The sequence below is a fragment of the Sphingomonas panaciterrae genome (assembly GCF_036890205.1).
Classification (GTDB): Bacteria; Pseudomonadota; Alphaproteobacteria; order Sphingomonadales; family Sphingomonadaceae; genus Sphingomonas; species Sphingomonas panaciterrae.
The window spans coordinates 107,083-126,718 of record NZ_JAKNQR010000006.1 but is presented as its reverse complement, the minus strand read 5'-3'; the positions used below and the strand labels follow the sequence as shown (position 1 = coordinate 126,718).

The 19,636-nt window shown below is 68.4% G+C and carries 16 protein-coding genes; 12 read left to right on the top strand and 4 right to left on the bottom strand.

Going from position 1 to position 19,636, the window contains the following annotated elements:
* Window positions 1-64 precede the first annotated feature (64 nt).
* From L8F96_RS14420 to L8F96_RS14400, 5 genes are read left to right on the top strand one after another with little or no spacing between them, the layout of a single operon-like run.
* Window positions 65-763: a glutathione S-transferase family protein gene (locus tag L8F96_RS14420; protein ID WP_334656362.1), complete on the top strand. Its 699-nt coding sequence runs from the start codon at window positions 65-67 to the stop codon at window positions 761-763.
* Window positions 760-1,473 (top strand): DUF1428 domain-containing protein, encoded by a 714-nt coding sequence (locus tag L8F96_RS18660; RefSeq protein ID WP_334656361.1) that lies wholly within the window; start codon window positions 760-762, stop codon window positions 1,471-1,473. The genes L8F96_RS14420 and L8F96_RS18660 overlap by 4 nt, the downstream gene beginning before the upstream one ends.
* Before the next feature lie 18 nt (window positions 1,474-1,491).
* On the top strand, window positions 1,492-2,277 hold the full coding sequence (locus L8F96_RS14410) for a VOC family protein (RefSeq protein WP_296218863.1): 786 nt from the start codon (window positions 1,492-1,494) through the stop codon (window positions 2,275-2,277).
* Window positions 2,274-2,774 (top strand): VOC family protein, encoded by a 501-nt coding sequence (locus L8F96_RS14405; protein WP_136450879.1) that lies wholly within the window; start codon window positions 2,274-2,276, stop codon window positions 2,772-2,774. Before L8F96_RS14410 ends, L8F96_RS14405 begins: the two co-directional genes overlap by 4 nt.
* Complete coding sequence (locus L8F96_RS14400; RefSeq protein ID WP_334656359.1) at window positions 2,767-3,387, top strand: dihydrofolate reductase family protein; 621 nt, start codon at window positions 2,767-2,769, stop codon at window positions 3,385-3,387. Before L8F96_RS14405 ends, L8F96_RS14400 begins: the two co-directional genes overlap by 8 nt.
* A 59-nt stretch (window positions 3,388-3,446) precedes the next feature.
* Here the strand turns inward: L8F96_RS14400 and L8F96_RS14395 are convergent, their stop codons facing one another.
* Together L8F96_RS14395 and L8F96_RS14390 are read right to left on the bottom strand one after the other, a co-directional pair.
* The gene (locus L8F96_RS14395; RefSeq protein WP_046409550.1) at window positions 3,447-3,746 is read right to left on the bottom strand and encodes a hypothetical protein; all 300 of its coding nucleotides are present in this window, start codon (window positions 3,744-3,746) and stop codon (window positions 3,447-3,449) included.
* Complete coding sequence (locus L8F96_RS14390; RefSeq protein ID WP_334656357.1) at window positions 3,746-6,625, bottom strand: M16 family metallopeptidase; 2,880 nt, start codon at window positions 6,623-6,625, stop codon at window positions 3,746-3,748. The genes L8F96_RS14395 and L8F96_RS14390 overlap by 1 nt, the downstream gene beginning before the upstream one ends.
* Before the next feature lie 100 nt (window positions 6,626-6,725).
* Between L8F96_RS14390 and L8F96_RS14385 the strand changes: the two genes are divergently transcribed.
* The 5 genes from L8F96_RS14385 (at window position 6,726) to L8F96_RS14365 (ending at window position 12,594) form a co-directional block, all read left to right on the top strand.
* Window positions 6,726-7,187 carry a MarR family winged helix-turn-helix transcriptional regulator gene (locus L8F96_RS14385; RefSeq protein WP_046409547.1) on the top strand — a complete coding sequence of 154 codons (462 nt, stop codon included), beginning with the start codon at window positions 6,726-6,728 and terminating at the stop codon, window positions 7,185-7,187.
* A 2-nt stretch (window positions 7,188-7,189) separates the two neighbouring features.
* On the top strand, window positions 7,190-8,650 hold the full coding sequence (locus L8F96_RS14380; RefSeq protein WP_231621952.1) for an efflux transporter outer membrane subunit: 1,461 nt from the start codon (window positions 7,190-7,192) through the stop codon (window positions 8,648-8,650).
* Window positions 8,647-9,795 (top strand): HlyD/EmrA/EmrK family protein, encoded by a 1,149-nt coding sequence (locus tag L8F96_RS14375; protein WP_136450882.1) that lies wholly within the window; start codon window positions 8,647-8,649, stop codon window positions 9,793-9,795. Before L8F96_RS14380 ends, L8F96_RS14375 begins: the two co-directional genes overlap by 4 nt.
* Window positions 9,796-9,845: 50 nt before the next feature.
* A complete protein-coding gene (locus tag L8F96_RS14370) occupies window positions 9,846-11,402 on the top strand; it encodes a DHA2 family efflux MFS transporter permease subunit (RefSeq protein ID WP_046409544.1) in 1,557 nt (518 codons plus the stop codon).
* A gap of 61 nt (window positions 11,403-11,463) precedes the next feature.
* The gene (locus L8F96_RS14365; protein WP_334656356.1) at window positions 11,464-12,594 is read left to right on the top strand and encodes an acyl-CoA dehydrogenase family protein; all 1,131 of its coding nucleotides are present in this window, start codon (window positions 11,464-11,466) and stop codon (window positions 12,592-12,594) included.
* 42 nt (window positions 12,595-12,636) lie between these two features.
* Here L8F96_RS14365 and hslU read toward each other — a convergent pair whose 3' ends face one another.
* Window positions 12,637-13,932 (bottom strand): ATP-dependent protease ATPase subunit HslU, encoded by a 1,296-nt coding sequence (gene hslU, locus L8F96_RS14360; protein WP_046409542.1) that lies wholly within the window; start codon window positions 13,930-13,932, stop codon window positions 12,637-12,639.
* Window positions 13,933-13,985: 53 nt separating this feature from the next.
* On the bottom strand, window positions 13,986-16,580 hold the full coding sequence (gene mutS / locus L8F96_RS14355) for a DNA mismatch repair protein MutS (protein ID WP_334656383.1): 2,595 nt from the start codon (window positions 16,578-16,580) through the stop codon (window positions 13,986-13,988).
* A gap of 205 nt (window positions 16,581-16,785) precedes the next feature.
* On the opposite strand from mutS, the gene L8F96_RS14350 reads away from it, so the two are divergent.
* Together L8F96_RS14350 and L8F96_RS14345 are read left to right on the top strand one after the other, a co-directional pair.
* Window positions 16,786-17,280 (top strand): methylated-DNA--[protein]-cysteine S-methyltransferase, encoded by a 495-nt coding sequence (locus L8F96_RS14350; RefSeq protein WP_145117615.1) that lies wholly within the window; start codon window positions 16,786-16,788, stop codon window positions 17,278-17,280.
* Window positions 17,281-17,353: 73 nt separating this feature from the next.
* A complete protein-coding gene (locus tag L8F96_RS14345; RefSeq protein WP_046409540.1) occupies window positions 17,354-19,618 on the top strand; it encodes an NADP-dependent malic enzyme in 2,265 nt (754 codons plus the stop codon).
* Window positions 19,619-19,636: the final 18 nt, after the last annotated feature.

Genomic DNA, 19,636 nt, shown 5'->3' with positions numbered 1-19,636 from the left:
CGCGCCCCTGAACCGCCGCGCCCGCCCGGACACGCCACGACACAGAAGGACGAGGAGCGAGAGGATGGAACGGCCAAGGATTACCGCGTTCGATTGGGTGCCGCCCTTTGCCGAGGGGCAGGTGCGCGACCTGCGGGTTCGCTGGGCGCTGGAGGAAGTGGGACAGCCCTATGACGTCACCTATCTGTCGCAGGGCAGCCAGAAGCATCCGGAGCATCGCCAGCGCCAGCCGTTCGGGCAGGTGCCGACCTATGAGGAAGGCGATCTGGTGCTGTTCGAATCGGGCGCGATCGTGCTGCATATCGCCCAGCGCCACGGCACGTTGCTGCCGCAGGAGCCGGGCGCGCGGGCACGGGCGATCGAATGGATGTTCGCCGCGCTCAACACCGTCGAGCCGCCGATCATGGATCATGCCATCGCCACCCTGTTCGAGGCAGACCAGCCATGGTCGCGCCCACGGCTGCCCTCGGTCGAGGCGCGAATCCACGAGCGACTGGGGGAACTGTCGCGCCGCCTGGGCAATCGCACCTGGCTGGAGGACGATGTGTTCACCGCGGGCGACCTGCTGATGGTGTCGGTGGTGCGCATCCTGGAGGATGACGGCTACCTCGATCGGTACAACAATCTGCGCGCCTATGTCGCGCGGGGGACCGACCGGCCGGCGTTCCAGCGCGCGCTGGCCGACCAGCTTGCCGGCTTCACCGGCGCGCCGCCGCCGGAAATCGCCGAATGGCTCGCGGCGCGGGAAGGAGCGGCGGCATGACCTATGTCGATGGCTTCGTGGTGGTCGCGCCGACCGCCAACAAGGATCGCTACATCGCCCATGCCGAGGCAGCGCGGATGCTGCTGCGCGAGTTCGGCGCGACGCGCAACGTCGAGGGGTGGGGCGATGACGTGCCGCGTGGCGAGGTCAACGACCTGTGGGGCGCGGTCGATGCGCGCGACGGCGAGACCGTCCTGTTCAGCTGGATCGAATATCCCGACAAGGCGAGCCGCGACGCCGCGGGGCAGCAGATGATGAGCGATCCGCGGATGGAGAAGCTGGGACCAATGCCCTTCGACGGCCAGCGCATGATCTTTGGCGGGTTCGAGGTCATCAGCGAGGCGGGGCCTGGTGGTGATTGCGGCTATGTCGATGGCGTCGTCCTGCCGGTCACGGTGACGCGGCGCGACGATTATCGGCGCTTTGCCGAAACATCCGCCGCCGCCTTCCTCGATCATGGCGCCACTCGCGTGGTCGATGGCTTCGGCGACGACGTGCCGGTCGGCAAGGTCACCGATTTCCGCCGCGCGGCGCGGGTGCAGGATGGCGAAACCGTCGCCTTCGGCTGGATCGAATGGCCATCAAAGGCGGTGCGCGATCGCGGCTGGGAAGCGCTGATGAACGATGAGCGGCTGTCGGGCGGCGGCGACCGGCCGTTCGACGGCAAGCGCATGATGTTCGGCGGCTTCGTACCCGCCGTCGATGGCTGAGCGAGCGGGAGGAAGGCGATGCGCAACGGGCATGGAACGCCGATCTGGTACGAATTGCTGACCACCGATCCTGACGCTTCGGGCGAGTTCTATCGGCAGGCGATCGGGTGGACGATCGGGCCGAAGCCGTCGGAGGGACCGGATTACCGGATGCTCGTGACGGCGGACGGCAGCAATGTCGGCGGGATGATGTCGCTCGATCCGGCGATGGTGGCGGGCGGCGCGCGGCCGACATGGCTGTTCTACATCGGGGTCGACGATGTCGATGCGACAGTGGCGCGGATCACCGCGGCGGGCGGCAGTATCCACCTGCCCGCGTTCGACATGCCCGGTGTGGGCCGGCTGGCGATGGTCGCCGATCCGCAGGGCAACACCTTCTACGTCATGCGCGGCGCGGTCGACGCGCCCAGCACGGCGTGGGAGCGGACCGGCATGGGCAAGTGCAACTGGCACGAACTGGTCACCAACGATCAGGCGGCGGCCAACGCCTTCTATGCCGACATCTTCGGCTGGACCTTCCCGGGGAAGATGCCGATGCCCGAGGGCATGGGCGATTATGTCTTTGCCGCCGTGGGCGAGGAGACATTCGGCGCGACGATGCAGGTCAACCAGCATCAGCCGACGCCGGGCTGGCTGTTCTACTTTCGCGCGCCCGACATAGAGAAGGCAGCCGCTGCCGTGACGGCGGGGGGCGGCACCGTCCACGCCGGGCCGATGGAGGTACCCGGCGGCGACCGGGTGATCGTCGCCAGCGATCCACACGGCGCATCGTTCGGCATCGCATCGCCCGGAGACGCATCATGAGCCACGACAAGATGGTCACCTGCCTCTGGTTCGACCGGGGAGAGGCCCGTGCCGCCGCGCAATTCTATGCCGCGACCTTTCCCGACAGCCATGTCGACAGCATCCAGACGTCGCCCGCGGACAATCCCTCGATGGCTGCGGGGGGCGAGCTGACGGTCGAGTTCACGTTGCTCGGGCGCCGGTTCCTCGGCCTCAACGGCGGCCCGGCCTTCTCCCCCAATGAGGCGGTGAGCTTCATGGTGATGACCGAGACGCAGGAGGAGACCGATCGCTATTGGGATGCGATCGTCGGCAGCGGCGGGCAGGAAAGCGATTGCGGCTGGTGCAAGGATCGCTGGGGCTTTTCGTGGCAGATCACGCCCCGCGCGCTGATGGAGGCGATGGCTGATCCCGACCGCGCCGCCGCGAAACGCGCGATGGAGGCGATGATGACGATGCGCCGGATCGACATCGCAGCGATCGAACGGGCACGGCGGGGTACGGCGATCGATGCGTAGGATCATCGGCGGCCTATTCCTCTCGATCGACGGGGTGATCCAGGCACCCGGCGGGCCCGAGGAGGACCCGAGCGGCGGCTTTGCCCATGGCGGGTGGATGGCGGGCTATGACGATGACGTCACCGACGGTTTCATCGGCGAGCATATCATGGGAGCCGAATACGACCTGCTGCTCGGCCGGCGCACCTATGACATCTTCGCCGATTACTGGCCGCGCCACCGGGACAATCCGGTCGGCGAGCGGTTCGCCCGGATCACCAAATATGTCGTGACGTCGACGCCCGGGACGCTCGGCTGGGAGGGATCACAGGCGCTGGTCGGCGATCCGGCCGTGGCGGTCGCGCGCTTGCGGGAAGCGGACGGGCCCGATCTGCTGATCCAGGGCAGCGGCCAGCTTTACCCCGCGCTGCTGGGGGCGGGGCTGATCGACCGGCTGTTCCTGACCATCGTGCCGATCATCCTGGGGACCGGGCGGCGTGCATTGACCGGCGGGGCGCCAGCGGGGCTGCGGCTGGTGGATCACCGGGTGAGCGGCACCGGGGTGATCATGGCCGTTTATGAGCGTGACGGCGCGGTGCGCACGGGGGACTTTTCGCGTCAGGACGACGCCTAACGCCCATGGGCGCCAATCGCACCACCCCGACCGATCGATCGGGGCGGCGCGCGCCTGGTTCAGGCGGTGCGGGTGCCGGTCAGCGGGAAGCTGCCGAACGCGCCGGCGCCGACGGTGCCCGAAACGGTGTCGCCATCGATCGTCACGTTCATGTCGAGCGTCATCGGCATCGGCACGGTCATCTGCTGCTTCCAGGTCAGCGTGTTGCCGTTCACCTCACCCGAAACATCGGCAGCGCCCATTGCGCCCGAATTGGTGCCGGTGAAGGTGTTGCCGTCGCTCTTTACGGTCAGCGTCGACTTCTGGTCGCCCAGCGGGGACTTCACCACGACGTCGTAGGTGCCATCGACTCCAGCCATCATTTTCTCTCCTGTGGGGCGCCCGCCACGGACGCAGCACTCATCACCTCAACCGGCAGTCCGATGCTGTCAAGTTGCGGCCGGACCACCTTGGCATCACCCACCACGACCCAGACGAAGCGCTCGGGATCGATGACGCTACGGATTGCGCCGGCCAGTTCGTCGCGGGTCATCGCGCGATAGGCCTGCGGCAGGGTCGTGTAATAATTGTCGGGCCGCTGGTAGAGGTCATTGGCCTGCATCGCGCTCAGGACATCGCCGGCGGTCTCGAAATTGCCGGCAAGCGATCGAATCGCGCCGGTGATGCTGCGATCGAACTCCGCCTGGGTCAGCGGCTTGTCACCGACGAACGCGCCGATCTCCTGCCGCAGCGAGGCAATCGCCGGGCCGGTCTTGTCCGCCTGCACCGGGGCATTGACCAGATAGGGCGCGGCAAAGGCATTGCGCTGGAACGCGCCATAGGCGCCGTAGGACCAATGCTTCGTTTCGCGCAGGTCCATGTTGATGCGGCCGAGGAAGTCCCCGCCCAATGCGTCATTGGCGGTGATGACGGGCAGCAGATCCTGCGTGCCGCGCAGGTTGGTGCGCAGCGCGCCGGTGATGCGCGACTGCGGCGAATCCGGCCGGTCGACCAGGATGATGCGCGGTGCCGGCAGGCTGCGATCCTCGCGGAACACCTTGGTCCCCGCCAAGCCGGTGCCCTGCCAGTCACCGAGGCGGGCGTTCAGCACCTGCTGCACCTCCGCCATCGGCCGGTCGCTGACGACGAAGATCTTGGCCTTTTCGGGCCGCAGCCAGGCGCGCTGGAAGGCGATCAGATCGTTGCGCGTCAGCGCCTGCACTGCCGCGGCGTCACCCGTGCCCACGTTCTTGGCATAGGGGCTGCCCGCGCCATAAGCGATCGGCGGCACGATGCGCTGGGCAATGCCGGCGGGATCGGTCAACTCCTGCGCGATCTGCGCCAGCACCTGCCCGCGGACGCGCGGCAGCTCGCTTTCCGGGAAGGTCGGCGCGCGCAGCAGGTCGGACCAGATGTCCACCGCCGGCGCGAGATTGGCGCTCGGCGCACGGAAGCTGATGGTGGTGCGATCGGGGGACGAACCGGTGAAGATGTCGAGCCCCAGCCGCTCCTTCGCCTCTGCAAGCTGGATCGAATTCAGCCGCGGCGTGCCCTCGTCGATCATCGCCAGCGTCGTCGCCTGCGTGCCCAGCCGGTTCGCATCGTCGGCGGCGGTGCCGGCGTCGAAGCTGGCGACGATCTGAGTCACCGGTACGGCGGTGCGCTGCGCATAGACCAGCTCGATCCCGTTGCGCAGCTTGGCCCGCTGCACCGTCGGGAAGGAAAGCGCGCCGACCTCGCCCACCTTGGGCATCGGTTCGCGCGTACCCTTGGCGGCCACCTCCGGCGCGGCGGTCTGCGGCGCGGCCGGCGGCACCTGCGCCTCATCATAGGCATCGCGCTCACCGGGAACGACCGTCAGCGTGTAGCCGGGGCGCGCCAGCCACTGCTGCGCCGCCGCCTTGACCGTTGCGGGCGTCTGCGCGGCAAGCGCGGCGAGCTGTTTCTTGTAGAAGCCCGGATCGTTGGAATAGAGCGCGCCTTCGGCCAGCGCGACCGCCTTGCCGCCGAAGCCACCGACCGATTCCAACCCGCCGATGCGGCGCGACACCATGGTCGTCAGCGTGCGCTGCACTTCATCGGCGGTCGGGCCGTTGCGGACGAAATCATCGACCAGTTCGTCGAGCCGCTTCTGCACCACCGCCGGATCGACGCCGGGGCGCACCACCGCCTGGACGGTGAAGGTGCCGACCTGCGCGAAATCGGAATAGTTCGCGCTCACCTGCACGGCCGTCTTGTCGCCCTTCACCAGCGCATTGTCGAAGCGCGAACTGGCGAGGCCGCCCAGCACATAGGCCGCAACCTCGAGCGCCGGTGCCGCCGGATCGTTGAGGCCGGGCACGGGCCAGCTCTTGACGATCAGCGGTGCGGCGACCCGGTCCTTCATCACCTCGCTCTTGGGCTGCGCCAGCACCGGCACCGGCGCATTGGGCGCGACGCTCTTGGGACCAGCCTTGATCGGGCCGAAATATTTGGTGGCGAGCCGGCGCGCGGTGGCGACGTCGATGTCACCGGCGAGCACCAGCACCGCATTGTTGGGGCCATAATGGTCGCGGAACCAGCTCTTCACATCATCGAGCGACGCGCGGTCGAGATCGGCCATCGAGCCGATGGTGCTGTGGCCATAAGGGTGATCGGCCGGGAAGGTGCCCTCGATCAGCTTGTACGAGACCAGGCCATAGGGCTGGTTGTCGCCTTCGCGCTTTTCATTCTGCACCACGCCGCGCTGCTCATCGAGCACCGCCTGCGAGATGGCGCCGGTCAGCCAGCCCATGCGATCGCTTTCGAGGTACAGCGCCTGTTCGAGCGCCGCGGTCGGCACCGTCTCGAAATAATTGGTCCGATCGAAATAGGTGGTGCCGTTGAGATCGGTCGCGCCGACCTGCTTCAATGGCTCGAAGAAATCGCCGGGCGCATTTTCGCTGCCGTTGAACATCAGATGTTCGAACAGGTGCGCGAAGCCCGTCTTGCCCTTCGGCTCATGCTTGGAGCCGACGTCATACCAGACGGACACCGCGACGACCGGCGCCTTGCGATCGGTGTGCACCACCACGCGCAGCCCGTTGGGCAGGGTGAACTGCTCGTAGGGAATGTCGATCGCCTTGACGAGATCGGCGACCGGCGCGGCCTTGGGGAGGGAGGCAGCACGCGCCGTGGCCGGGGCGGCCGGGGCATTCTGCGCGAAAGCAGGCATGGCGAGCGCAAGCGCCGCGGCGCTCGCGGTGAGACGGATCATCAGACGCAAGGCGGAAGACTCCATACAGATGCGCCAGCCTAACGCTGCTCGTCGACGGGCGAAAGCCGGCAACGTTTCGATACAAATATTGACTGCCGAAACAATCATTGCCTAAGCAACGGATATGATCTTCACCGACTCGTCCTTCTATCCCGATGTGTCGCCCGGATATCTGGTGCGGGTGATCCATCAGATGAGCGTGGCGGCGATCGACCGAACGCTGGCGGAGGATGGGATGACCGCGACCCAGTGGATGACGCTGGTGTCGCTCTACTTCAATCATGCCGATACCTGCGCCGGGCTCGCGCGGCGGATGGCGCATGACAAGGGCGCGATGACGCGCATCATCGATCAGATCGAGGCGAACGGCTGGGTGCTGCGCCAGCGCGATCCCGACGACCGGCGAGTCGTGCGGCTGACGCTGACCGACGCCGGCCGGGCGGCGGCGCTTTCCGCCAAGCAAAAGGTGATCGCTTGCTGGAACGGCTTTCTCGCGGACTGGAGCGAGCGAGAGGTGGAGGATCTGGTGCACATGCTGCAGCGCCTGCGGAACACCATGGAGGAAGGCGACGCATGTCAGGGATAAGCGTGGCAACCCTGGCTGACGCCCGTCGTCGCCGCAGTGCGCGGTCGCTCGCCGTGCTGGCGCTGTTGTCGACGGGACTCGCCGCCTGCACGCCGCCCGATACCCGGCCGCAGCTGACGCAGCGTGCGCCGGCCGACCTCGGGCTGAGCAGCGCGCCGATGCCGGTGATCGATCCCGCCTGGTGGACGGCGTTCGGCGATCCGCAGCTCGACCGGGTTGTGGCGGATGCGCTGGCCGGCAGCCCGACGCTCGATGCCGCGCTCGCCCGGGTGCGCCAGGCGCAGGCGACGCTGGCGCGCCGTGATGCCGAGCGCGGGCCCGATCTCACTGCCGACGTGACCGCGCAAGAAGCGCGCATTTCGGGCCGTTACACCATCCCGCCGCCGTTTGCCGGCAGCGTGCGCTTCCTTGGCAATGCGACGGCGAACCTGTCGTGGAACCTCGACCTGTTCGGACGCCAGCGCGCAGCGATCGAGGGCGCACGTGCCGCGCTCGAAGCCACCGCGCTGGATGCCGAGGCGGCGCGGCTGATGCTGGCCGGGTCGATTGTGTCGACCTATGCCGAGGTTGCTCGCGCCGAGCGCGTCGGCGCGCTGGCGGCACAGACGATCGCCACCCGCGAACGCGCCGTGCGACTGATCAACGTGCGCCGCGACAACCGCCTCGCCAGCCAGATCGACGTGCAGGCAGCCACCACGTTGCTGGCGCAGGCGCGCGTCGCGCTGACCCGGGCGGAGGCGGCGCGTGTGCTGGCGGTCAATGCGCTGGCGGCGCTGGTCGGACGCGGGCCGGATTATGCCGCCGGCATCGGTGCGACGCGGCTGGCCGATCCGGCCGGGCTGCCGCTGCCCGCGACGATCCCGGCCGACCTCATCGCGCGCCGCGCCGACATTGCCGCCGCCGCCGCGCGGGTCGATGCGGCCGCCGCCAATCGGCAGGTCGCGCGGCGCGCCTTCTACCCCAACGTCAATCTGATCGCGCTTGCCGGGCTTCAGGCAGTCGGCATCGGCAATCTGTTCGATCCCGAAGCGGGCACGCTGGGCGCGGGCGGCGCGCTGCACCTGCCGATCTTCGATTCGGGCCGATTGCGCGCCGATCTGGACAACGCCACCGCCGGCGTCGACGTGGCGATCGCCGATTACAACACCAGTGTGGTGCGCGCCGTGCGCGAGGCCGCGGATGCGCTGGCCGCCATCGACGCCGCGGCCAATGAAGCGCGCGCGCAGGCCGCGGTGGTGCGGGGCTTCGCCGAAACCAACCGGCTGAACGCCATCCGCATCAGCGCCGGACTCGACTCCCGACTGAGTGGCATCGACACCGATATCCGCCTGCTCGACGCGCAATTGGCCGAAGCGACGCTCGCGGTCGACGCGCTGGCGGCCCGCGCGCGCCTGGCCGTCGCGCTGGGCGGCGGCTTCGATCCTTCCCGACCGACCCTCCTCACGCGGACCCCGACACCATGACCGACACCGCTGCCCCGCCGCCCGCGGGCCGCCCCCTGCTGCGCCGCCGGCTGCTGACCGCCCTTGCGATCATCGTACTGGTGGGTCTCGCGATCTGGGCCGTGTTCCACTTCCTGCTGGCAAAGCCCGAGGAGGAAACCGACGACGCCTATGTCGCGGGCGACGTGGTGGCGATCACCGCGCGCGACCCCGGCACGATCGTGGCGCTTCATGCCGACAACACCCAGGCGGTAAGGGCAGGGCAGCCGCTGATCGACCTCGATCCCACCACCGCCGACGTCAACCTGGCTGCTGCCGAGGCGGAGCTGGCGCGGGCAGTGCGCGGCACGCGATCGGACTTCTCGCGCGTCGGCGAGGCGAACGCGGCCGTAGTCCAGGCAGAGGCGCAGCTCGCCGCCGCGCGCGCCGATTACGCCCGCCGCGAAGGGGCGGCGCGTGAAGGCGCAGTGTCGGGCGAGGAACTGAGCCACGCCGCCGACCAGGTGAAGGTCGCCAGCGCCGCGCTCAATCTGGCGCGCAGCCGCCGCACCCAGGCGCAGGCCACGGTGCAGGGAACGGCCGTCGGGACCAACCCCGCAGTGCTCGCCGCGATCGCCAATTACCGCCGCGCCGCGATCGTGCGCAGCCACATGCATATCGTCTCGCCGATCGACGGGGTCGTCGCGCAGCGCCAGGCGCAGCTCGGCCAGCAGATCGCGGCCGGTACGCCGCTGATGGCAGTCGTGCCGCTCGGGCGCTTGTGGGTCGATGCGAACTTCCGCGAAACGCAGCTGAAGGACCTGCGCATCGGCCAGCCGGCGACGGTGGTCGCCGACGCTTATGGCGACGAGGTGGTGTATCACGGCCGCGTCGTCGGTCTGTCCGCCGGCAGCGGCAACGCTTTCGCCCTCCTCCCGCCGCAGAATGCCAGCGGCAACTGGATCAAGATCGTTCAGCGCGTTCCGGTGCGGATCATGCTCGACCCGAAGGAGCTTCGCGCCAACCCGTTGCGCATCGGCCTGTCGGTGATGGCCACAGTAGATACTGCGGACACCAGCGGGCCACGCCTGGCCCAGCCGGCTGCTCAACCTTATCGCGGCTCCATCAGCGAGGCGGATCCGGCGGTCGAGGCGAAGATCGCCGAGATCATCGCGGCGAACCGCTGATCCGATGACGCGCGCCCGTTCCACGCCCGGATCAACGAAAGTGCGGCCACATGGCTAGCGCGGCGGCCCCCGCTGGCGCTGGTCCGGTGCCGCTGTCGGGTGCGCGGCTCGGCCTCGTCGCCTTCGCGCTGGCGCTCGGCACCTTCATGATGGTGCTCGACACCACCATCGCCAACGTATCGCTGCCCACCATCGCGGGCAATCTCGGCGTCAGCTCGGACAATTCGACCTGGATCGTCACCGCCTTCGCCGTCGCCAATGGCATTTCGGTGCCGCTCACCGGCTGGCTGATGCGCCGTTTCGGCGTGGTACGCACCTTCTGCACGTCGCTCGCGCTGTTCACGCTGGCCTCTTTCCTGTGCGGCATCGCGTGGAGCCTGCCCTCGCTCATCGCGTTTCGTGTGCTGCAGGGCGCCGTCTCCGGACCGATGATGCCGGGCAGCCAGGCCCTCCTGATCTCGGTCTTCCCGCCGGAAAAGCGCGCCACTGCGCTGGGCATCTGGTCGATGACGACGCTGGTGGCGCCGATCATGGGGCCGATCCTCGGCGGCTACATCTCCGATAATTACCATTGGAGCTGGATCTTCCTGATCAACGTGCCCTTCGGCATCTTCACCATCGCGATCTGCTGGTCGAACCTGAAGAACCGCGAGACGCCGACCGCCAAGGTCCCGATCGACACGATCGGGCTGGTGCTGCTGGTGCTGTGGGTCGGCTGCCTTCAGGTGATGCTCGATCTCGGCAAGAACGCCGACTGGTTCAACGATCCGATGATCGTGGCGCTGACGGTGATCGCCGGGGTCGGCTTCGTCGCGTGGCTGATCTGGGAACTGACCGACGCCAACCCGATCGTCGACCTGTCGCTGTTCGCCAACCGCAATTTCGCGATCGGCAACCTCGCTTTCTGCCTTGGCTATGCGGTGTTTTTCGCCAACATCCTGCTGCTGCCGCTGTGGCTGCAGACCCAGCTCGGCTACACCGCGACGTGGGCGGGTCTGGTCGCCGCGCCAAGCGGGATCGTCGCGGTGCTGCTCACTCCGTTGAGCGCGCGATTGTCGGGCAAGATCGACGCGCGGATCCTCGCCAGCGTTGCCTTTGTCGCCTTTGCGATCAGTTACTGGATGCGGTCGGGCTACACCACCTATGCCGGGTTCTGGGATTTCGTGCTGCCGCTGCTGGTGCAGGGCGTTGCAATGTCGACCTTCTTCCTCGCCATGCTGACCATATCGCTCGATCGCATCCCGCCCGAGCGCCTGCCGTCCGCCACCGGCCTTTCCAACTTCACCCGCATCGTCGCCGGTGCCTTTGCCGCATCGATGATTACCACCGCGTGGGACCGCCGCGAGGCGCTGCACCAGGGGCGCCTGTCCGAAGCGATCGGCAACGGCACGCCCTATCAAATGGCGAGCGAGGCGCTGATGAACCTGGGGCTGAACGCAACGCAGGCAGCCGCGGTCATCACGCGGCAGATGGTCGGCCAAGCGTACCTCCTCGCCTCCACCGACCTCTTCCGCCTCTCCGCCTGGCTCAGCGCGGCGCTGCTGATCATCGTCTGGTTCTGCCGCCGCCCGGCCGCCAATGGGGCGGGTCCCGTCGCCGCCGACTGAGCCTTGCGTCCTCTCCCGCGCCAATTCATAGCGCGTTCCAAGAATAAGTCGGGAGAGGGCCATGGATCTTTCGCTCAGCGACGAGCAGGTGATGCTGCGTGACACGCTCACGCGCTATCTGGCGCAAAGCTTCGCGTTCGATCCGCATCGGCCGCGCGACGCCGGGGCGCTGTGGCAGGCGCTTGGCCGTGATCTCGGCGTGCTCGGCGCGGCGCTGCCGGTCGAGGCGGGTGGCCTGGGCGGAGGCGCGGTCGAGACGATGGTGATCGCCGACGCGCTGGGCGAGGCGCTGGCGCCCGTCCCCTATATCGAGACGGCCGTGATCGCCGCCGGGCTGCTGAAACGCGCCGGCGGGGAACGGGCGACGGCGCTGTTGCCGCAGCTGGCCGACGGCAGCGTACGCGCGGTCCTCGCCGCGGGCGAGGCTGACAGCCGGCAGGCGCTGGAGGCGGTCACGACGACGGCGAAAAAGAATGCGGACGGCTGGGCGATCAATGGCGAAAAGGTGGTGGTCGCGGGCGCGCCGGGGGCCGAGTGGCTGCTGGTTACGGCGCGGACGTCGGGTGGCCCGCGCGACGTGCGCGGTGTCTCCTTGTTCCTGGTCCCCGCAGATGCCGCCGGCCTGTCGCGGCATGATTATGCGCTGATCGACGGCCTGCCCGCATCCGACCTGACGCTCAGCAACGTGACGGTGCCGACGGACGCGCTGCTCGGCGCGGAAGGGGGCGCGCTGCCGCTGCTGGAACAGGCGCGGGATGAAGGGATTGCCGCCTTATGCGCCGAGGCCGCCGGGCTGACGCGAAAGCTGCTGGCGGATACCGTCGCTTACACCAAGGAACGCAGGCAATTCGGCCAGCCGCTCGCCAGCTTCCAGGCGCTGCAGCATCGCATGGTCGACATGTTCATTGCCGTCGAACAGGCGACCTCCGCGGCGTATCTCGCCGCGCTGCATGTCGAGGGACCGGCCGAGCAACGCGCCCGCGCGGTCGCGGCGGCCAAGGCGACCGTGGCGGACGCGGTCCGCTTCGTCGGCCAGAATGCGGTTCAGCTTCATGGCGGCATGGGGATGACCGACGAGCTGGCGGTGGGCCATTATTTCCGCCGCGCCACCGCGATCGAACAGCAGTTCGGCGCGGCTGACCATCATGCGAAACGCTATGCCGCGCTGATGCGGCAGGAACTGCAACTCTGAGCGGCGAGCGGGCGGCCACGCAGCGGGCCGCCCGCCCGTCGATTACAGCACGAAGCGGCTGAGATCGGTGTTGCGCGCAACACCGGCGAGATGCTGCTCGACATAAGCCGCATCCACCGTGACCGAGCTGCCCGCGCGGTCCTCGGCGTCGAAGCTCACTTCCTCCAGCAGCTTCTCCATCACCGTCTGCAGCCGGCGGGCACCGATATTCTCGATCTCGCCATTCACCTCGGCCGCGATCCGCGCCACCGCGCGAATGCCGTCTTCGGTGAACTCGACGGTCACGCCCTCGGTGCCGATCAGCGCCTTGTACTGCGCCGGCAGCGATGCCTTGGTGTCGGAGAGGATCGCGACGAAATCATCCTCGGTCAGGCCCTTCAGCTCGACGCGGATCGGCAGGCGGCCCTGAAGCTCGGGCAATAGGTCGCTCGGCTTGGCGACATGGAAGGCGCCCGACGCGATGAACAGGATATGGTCCGTCTTCATCGGGCCATATTTGGTCGAGACGGTCGTGCCCTCGATGAGCGGCAGCAGGTCGCGCTGAACGCCTTCGCGGCTCACCGAACCGCCGCGCACGTCACTCACCGCGATCTTGTCGATCTCGTCAAGGAAGACGATCCCGTTCGCCTCGGCATCGGCCAGCGCGACGCGGCTCACCTCGTCCTGGTCAAGCCGCTTGTCGGCCTCTTCCTCGACCAGCTTTTCCCACGCCGCCGGCACCAGCAGCTTGCGCCGCTTGGTCTGCCCGCCGCCCAGCTTGCCGAACATTTCGCCAAGGTTGATCATGCCCATCTGGCCGCCGCCCGGCATTTCGAACGGCATCTGCGGCGCGACCTGAAGCTCAAGCTCGATCTCGGTCTGGTCGAGATGGCCGTCACGGAAGCGCTGGCGGAAGCTCTCGCGCGTCGCCTGGCTGGAATCCTTGCCCACCAGTGCATCGAGCAGCCGGTCCATCGCCGCTTCCTCGGCCTTGTCCTTCACCGCGTTGCGGCGGCGTTCCTTTTCCAGCCGCACCGCTTCCTCGACCAGGTCGCGCGCGATCTGCTCCACGTCGCGCCCGACATAGCCGACCTCGGTGAACTTGGTCGCTTCCACCTTCACGAACGGCGCATCGGCAAGCTTCGCCAGGCGGCGGCTGATCTCGGTCTTGCCGCAGCCGGTCGGGCCGATCATCAGGATGTTCTTGGGCGTCACCTCGTCGCGCAGATCGGGGCTGAGCTTCTGCCGGCGCCAGCGGTTGCGCAGCGCCACCGCAACGGCACGCTTCGCGTCCTTCTGTCCGATGATATGCGCGTCGAGCGCGGCGACGATTGCCTTGGGGGTAAGTGTGTCCTTCATCGCGCCCGCATATCGGGGCGCGGTGGCAGGGGATCAAGCGGGCGCGCGTGCCTTCACGCCTCCCGTACGATCCCCTTCAGCCGATAGAGCTGGTCCAGCGCCTCGCGCGGGGACAGCGCATCGACGTCCAGCTCCTCCAACGCCGCGCGCAGCGGGTCCACCGTCTCCTCCGGCACGGCCGCCGCCGCCGCAGCGAACAGCGGCAGGTCGTCCAGCCCCGCGGCCAGCCCGCCGGTCTTCGCGCGCCCCGCCTCCAGCTTCGCCAGCACCGCCTTGGCCCGTGCCACCGTCGCCGGCGGCATTCCCGCCAGCCGCGCGACGGCAAGGCCATAGCTGCGATCCGCCGGCCCGTCGGCCAGTTCGTGCAACAGCACCAGTTCGCCCTTCCACTCGCGCGCCCGCACATGGTGCAGCGACAGCGCGTCGCACCGCTCCGCCAGCCGTGTCAGTTCGTGGTAATGCGTCGCGAACAGGCAACGGCAGCGATTGTCCTCATGGATCGCCTCCACCACCGCCCAGGCGATGGCAAGGCCGTCATAGGTGGAGGTGCCGCGCCCCACTTCGTCGAGGATGACGAAGCTTTGCGGCGTCGCCTGCGCCAGGATCGCCGCTGTCTCGACCATCTCGACCATGAACGTGGAGCGCCCGCGCGCCAGATTGTCCGACGCGCCGACGCGGCTGAACAACCGGTCGACCAATCCCAACGTCGCGCTGGTGGCGGGCACATAGCTTCCCGCCTGCGCCAGCACTGCGATCAGCGCATTCTGCCGCAGGAACGTCGACTTGCCACCCATGTTCGGCCCCGTCACCAGCCACAGCCGCGAGCTTTCGGACAGCGTGCAATCATTGGCGACGAACCGCTCGCCAGCCTTGGCCACCGCCGCCTCCACCACCGGATGCCGCCCGCCGAGAATCTCGAAGCACGGATGCTCGACCAGAGCGGGCCGCGCCCAGCCGCCTTCGGCGGCGCGCTCCGCCAGCCCGGCCGCGACGTCGAGCCGCGCCAGCGCATCCGCGGTCGCCGCGATCGGCTCCGCGCGCGCCAGCGCCGCAGCGATCAGATCCTCGAGATGCGCCGCCTCCGCCGCCACCGCGTGCGCGCCGGCCTGAGTCACCCGGCTCGCCACTTCGTGAAGCTCGGGCGCGTTGAAGCGCACCGCCCCGGCCATCGTCTGGCGATGGGTGAAGCCGCTGTCGGGCTTCATCAGCGCCTCGGCATTCTTCGCCGGCACCTCGACATGATAGCCCAGCACATTGTTGTGCCGGATCTTGAGTGCATTGATCCCGGTTTCGGTGCGATAGCGCGCCTCCAGCGCCGCAATCGCCTTGCGCCCGCCCGACCCCGCGTCGCGCAGATCGTCGAGCGCCGCGTCATAGCCCTCCGCAATGAAGCCGCCGTTCGCCGCATCGATCGGCGGCGAGGGCACCAGCGCGCGCTTGAGGAGGTCGATGAGCTCGCCATGACCGCGCAGCCGCGGCGTCAATTGCGCGAGCAGGTCGCCACCCGCACCATCGACCAGCTGCGCCTCGATCGATTGCAGCGTCTCCGCCAGCAACCACGCACCGTCGAGGCCATCGCGCAATTGCCCCAGATCGCGCGGGGAGCCTCGTCCCGCGACCAGCCGCCCGATCGCGCGGCCGATGTCGGGCAGCGCGCGCAACCGCTCGCGCAGGCGGGCGCGCATGTCGCCATCGTCGTGGAAGAGCGTGACCAGCGCCAGCCGCGCCTCGATCGCCGCCTTGTCCATCAGCGGCGCGCCGATATCGGCGGCGAGCAGCCGTGCGCCCGCCCCGGTCACCGTGCGATCCACCGCATCGAGCAGGCTGCCCTTGCGTGTGCCGCCGGCGGTGCACGTCAGCTCTAGGCTCTCGCGTGTCGCGGCGTCGATCGCCATCGTCTCCGCGCTGCGGCAGATCACCGGCGCGCGCAGGAACGGCAGCGTGCCCTTCCCATTATGGTCGAGGTACGCGATCAGCCCGCCCGCCGCGGCCAGCATCGCGCGGTCGAACTGGCCGAAGCCGTCGAGCGTCGCGACGCCGTGGAGGCGCTTCAGTCGTTCTTCGCCGCGCGCGCTGTCGAACTCGCCGCGTGGCCGCCACACCGTCGCCGGCGCGTCGCTCCCTTCCGCCGCGACCACTTCCGCCGCCGCCAGCCGGGCGAGCTCCGCGCCCAGCGCCCGGGGCGAACAGGCGATCACCTCGAACCGCCCGGTCGACACATCCGCCGCCGCGATCGCGACGCCGCCCGCCGCCTCGCCCACCGCCACGCACCAGTTCGCGCTGCGCGCATCCAGCAGCGCTTCCTCGGTCAGCGTCCCCGCGGTGACGAAGCGGATGATCGCGCGATTGACCAGCGCCTTCGATCCACGCGCCTTGCGCGCTTCCTCCGGGCTTTCGGTCTGCTCCGCGATGGCGACGCGATGGCCCGCCTTGATCAGCCGCTGGAGATAGGCCGTCGCCGCATGGACCGGCACGCCGCACATCGGGATCTTCGCGCCGGCATGTTCGCCGCGCGCAGTCAGCGCGATGTCGAGCACCTGGCTTGCGATCCGCGCATCCTCGAAGAACAATTCGAAGAAATCGCCCATGCGATAGAACAGCAGGCAATCGCCCGCTTCTTCCTTCAGCGCCAGATATTGCGCCATCATCGGCGTCGGAGCGGTGGGTTCGGCCATGGTTTCCGGGTGTCGAAACGGATGAGGTGCGGATGCGGGTCGGCAGATGTCACGCCACCCGCCGGATCACCCCCGTCTAGCCAGACATGCCGCCGCTGACGAGTGGCGCTTTGGCCGCAAGCAGCGGGACGCACGCTCGCCGTGCCGCTATTAGGGGTGACGCCGAAGGAGCCGCGCCATGACCTTTGCGACCGCCACCATCCCCTCGCCCACCGGCGATCTGACGCTGATCGCCAGCGACACCGGCCTCGCCGCGATCCTGTGGGATGACAATGCGGCGATGCAGGCGCGCTATTCACCCCGGCGGGCCGATCCGGATCACCCCGTGATCGCCGCCACCGTGTGCCAGCTGGAGGAATATTTCGCCGGCACTCGCACCACCTTCGATCTGCCGCTCGATCCGGTCGGCACGGATTTCCAGCGCGACGTGTGGCGCGCGCTGCTGACGATTCCCTATGGCGAGACGCGCAGCTACGCCGACATCGCCCGCGCGATCGGCCGCCCCACCGCCACCCGCGCGGTCGGCGCCGCGAACGGGCGCAACCCGCTCCCCATCGTCACGCCCTGTCACCGCGTGATCGGCAGCAACGGCACGCTCACCGGCTTCGGCGGCGGGCTGCCGAACAAGCAATTGCTGCTCGCGCTCGAACGCGGAGAAGCCGCGCTGCTTTGATCCCATTCCTGCGGTTTTCATCCTCCCGCCTTCGCCCTAAAGGTCCGGCTCGAAACCGTGGGCCGGGGGCGCAATGACCGACAAGACCAGCAACACCATCCAGTTCTCGGAGCGCGAGGCGCTGCTGTTCCACTCCGAAGGACGCCCCGGCAAGATCGAGATCATCGCGTCCAAGCCGATGGCGACGCAGCGCGACCTGTCGCTCGCTTATTCGCCCGGCGTCGCGGTACCGGTGCAGGCGATCGCCGACGACCCCGCCACCGCCTACGACTATACTGCCAAGGGCAATCTGGTCGCCGTTATCTCCAACGGCACCGCGATCCTGGGCATGGGCAACCTCGGCGCGCTCGCGTCAAAGCCGGTGATGGAAGGCAAGGCGGTGCTGTTCAAGCGCTTCGCCGATGTGGATTCGATCGACCTCGAGGTCGCGACCGAGGACGTCGACGCCTTCATCAACTGCGTCGCCCTGCTCGAGCCGTCGTTCGGCGGCATCAACCTTGAGGATATCAAGGCACCCGAATGCTTCATCATCGAGCAGACCCTTCGGGAACGCATGAACATTCCGGTGTTCCACGATGACCAGCACGGCACCGCGATCATCACCGCCGCCGGCCTCATCAACGCCTGCCTGCTGACCAAGCGGTCGCTGCGCGACGTCAAGATCGTCGTGAACGGCGCGGGCGCGGCCGCGATCGCCTGCACCGAGCTGATGAAGGCGATGGGCGTGCAGCATGACAATGTCATCATGTGCGATCGCACCGGCGTCATCTACCAGGGCCGCGAGGACGTGAACCAGTGGCAGTCGGCGCACGCGGCCGTCACCGACCGCCGCACGCTGACCGAGGCGCTGCACGGCGCCGACGTGTTCCTGGGCCTTTCCGCCGCCGGCGCGCTGAAGCCGGAGATGGTGAAGGACATGGCGCCGGCGCCGATCATCTTCGCCATGGCCAATCCGGAGCCGGAGATCCGCCCCGAAGTGGCCAAGGAAGCGCGCCCGGACGCGATCATCGCCACCGGCCGGTCGGATTATCCCAACCAGGTCAACAATGTCCTGGGCTTCCCGTTCATCTTCCGCGGCGCGCTCGACGTGCGCGCCTCGGCGATCAACGATGCGATGAAGATCGCCGCGGCGCAGGCGATTGCGGAGCTGGCGCGTGAGCGGGTGCCGGAGGAAGTGGCGGCGGCATACGGGGTGCAGCACGTCTTCGGCCCCGAATATATCATCCCGGCGCCGTTCGACCCGCGCCTGATGGAGATCGTGCCCGCCGCCGTGGCGAAGGCAGCGATGGATTCGGGCGTCGCGACGCGCCCGATCCTCGACATGGAAGGCTATCGCCAGAGCCTGCGCGCGCGGCTCAACCCCACCACCTCGGTCCTCAGCCTCGCGTACGAGGGCGCCCGCGCGCATCCCAAGCGCGTGCTGTTCGCCGAGGGCGAGGAAGAAGTCGTGCTGCGCGCCGCCATCGCCTTCAAGGAAGGCGGCTATGGCACGCCGGTGCTGGTCGGGCGCGACGACGTGCCTGATCGGCTGCGCGCGCTCGGCATCCGCAATCCAGAGGAATATGAGCTGCACAACAGTCGCATCTCGCCGCTGGTGCCGCAGATGGTCGACTTCCTCTACGCCCGCCTCCAGCGCCGCGGCTATCTGCGCCGCGATTGCGAGCGGATGATCAACCAGGATCGCAACATCTTCGGCGCGGTGCTGCTGCAGCTGGGCCATGCCGATGCGATGATCACCGGCATCACCCGCACCTGGGCACAGTCGATGCGCGAAGTGCGCCGCGTGATCGATCCGGAGGCCGGCCGCACGCCGTTCGGCATCCACCTGATGGTCGGCCAGAGCCACACCGTCTTCATCGCCGACACGACGATGAACGAGCGGCCCACCGCCGAGCAGATGGCCGACATCGCGGAGCAGACCGCGGCAGTTGCGCGTCGCATGGGCCATGAGCCGCGCGTCGCGTTCCTCAGCTATTCGACCTTCGGCAATCCCAAGGGCACGTTCCTGGAGCGGATCCGCGATGCCGTGACCGAGCTCGACAAGCGCAACGTCGGATTTGAATATGAGGGCGAGATGACGCCCGACGTCGCGCTCAACCCCAAGCAGATGGCAAATTACCCGTTCGCGCGCCTGTCCGGCCCCGCCAACGTGCTGATCATGCCGGGGCTGCAGACGGCGCACATCTCCGCCAAGCTGCTGCGCGAGCTGGGCGGCGACAGCGTGATCGGCCCGATGCTGATCGGGATGGAGAAGCCGGTGCAGATCGCGCCCATGACGTCGACCGCCAGCGATCTGATGACGCTGGCCGTACTGGCGGCGGGCGGGATCGCGCGCTGATTCAGTGACATACCGGGC

Coding starts and splice junctions, on each gene's coding strand:
- L8F96_RS14420 (WP_334656362.1), top strand. CDS start 65: ATGGAACGGCCAAGGATTACCGCGTTCGATTGGGTGCCGCCCTTTGCC.
- L8F96_RS18660 (WP_334656361.1), top strand. CDS start 760: ATGACCTATGTCGATGGCTTCGTGGTGGTCGCGCCGACCGCCAACAAG.
- L8F96_RS14410 (WP_296218863.1), top strand. CDS start 1,492: ATGCGCAACGGGCATGGAACGCCGATCTGGTACGAATTGCTGACCACC.
- L8F96_RS14405 (WP_136450879.1), top strand. CDS start 2,274: ATGAGCCACGACAAGATGGTCACCTGCCTCTGGTTCGACCGGGGAGAG.
- L8F96_RS14400 (WP_334656359.1), top strand. CDS start 2,767: ATGCGTAGGATCATCGGCGGCCTATTCCTCTCGATCGACGGGGTGATC.
- L8F96_RS14395 (WP_046409550.1), bottom strand. CDS start 3,746: ATGGCTGGAGTCGATGGCACCTACGACGTCGTGGTGAAGTCCCCGCTG.
- L8F96_RS14390 (WP_334656357.1), bottom strand. CDS start 6,625: ATGGAGTCTTCCGCCTTGCGTCTGATGATCCGTCTCACCGCGAGCGCC.
- L8F96_RS14385 (WP_046409547.1), top strand. CDS start 6,726: ATGATCTTCACCGACTCGTCCTTCTATCCCGATGTGTCGCCCGGATAT.
- L8F96_RS14375 (WP_136450882.1), top strand. CDS start 8,647: ATGACCGACACCGCTGCCCCGCCGCCCGCGGGCCGCCCCCTGCTGCGC.
- L8F96_RS14370 (WP_046409544.1), top strand. CDS start 9,846: ATGGCTAGCGCGGCGGCCCCCGCTGGCGCTGGTCCGGTGCCGCTGTCG.
- L8F96_RS14365 (WP_334656356.1), top strand. CDS start 11,464: ATGGATCTTTCGCTCAGCGACGAGCAGGTGATGCTGCGTGACACGCTC.
- hslU (WP_046409542.1), bottom strand. CDS start 13,932: ATGAAGGACACACTTACCCCCAAGGCAATCGTCGCCGCGCTCGACGCG.
- mutS (WP_334656383.1), bottom strand. CDS start 16,580: ATGATGGCGCAATATCTGGCGCTGAAGGAAGAAGCGGGCGATTGCCTG.
- L8F96_RS14350 (WP_145117615.1), top strand. CDS start 16,786: ATGACCTTTGCGACCGCCACCATCCCCTCGCCCACCGGCGATCTGACG.
- L8F96_RS14345 (WP_046409540.1), top strand. CDS start 17,354: ATGACCGACAAGACCAGCAACACCATCCAGTTCTCGGAGCGCGAGGCG.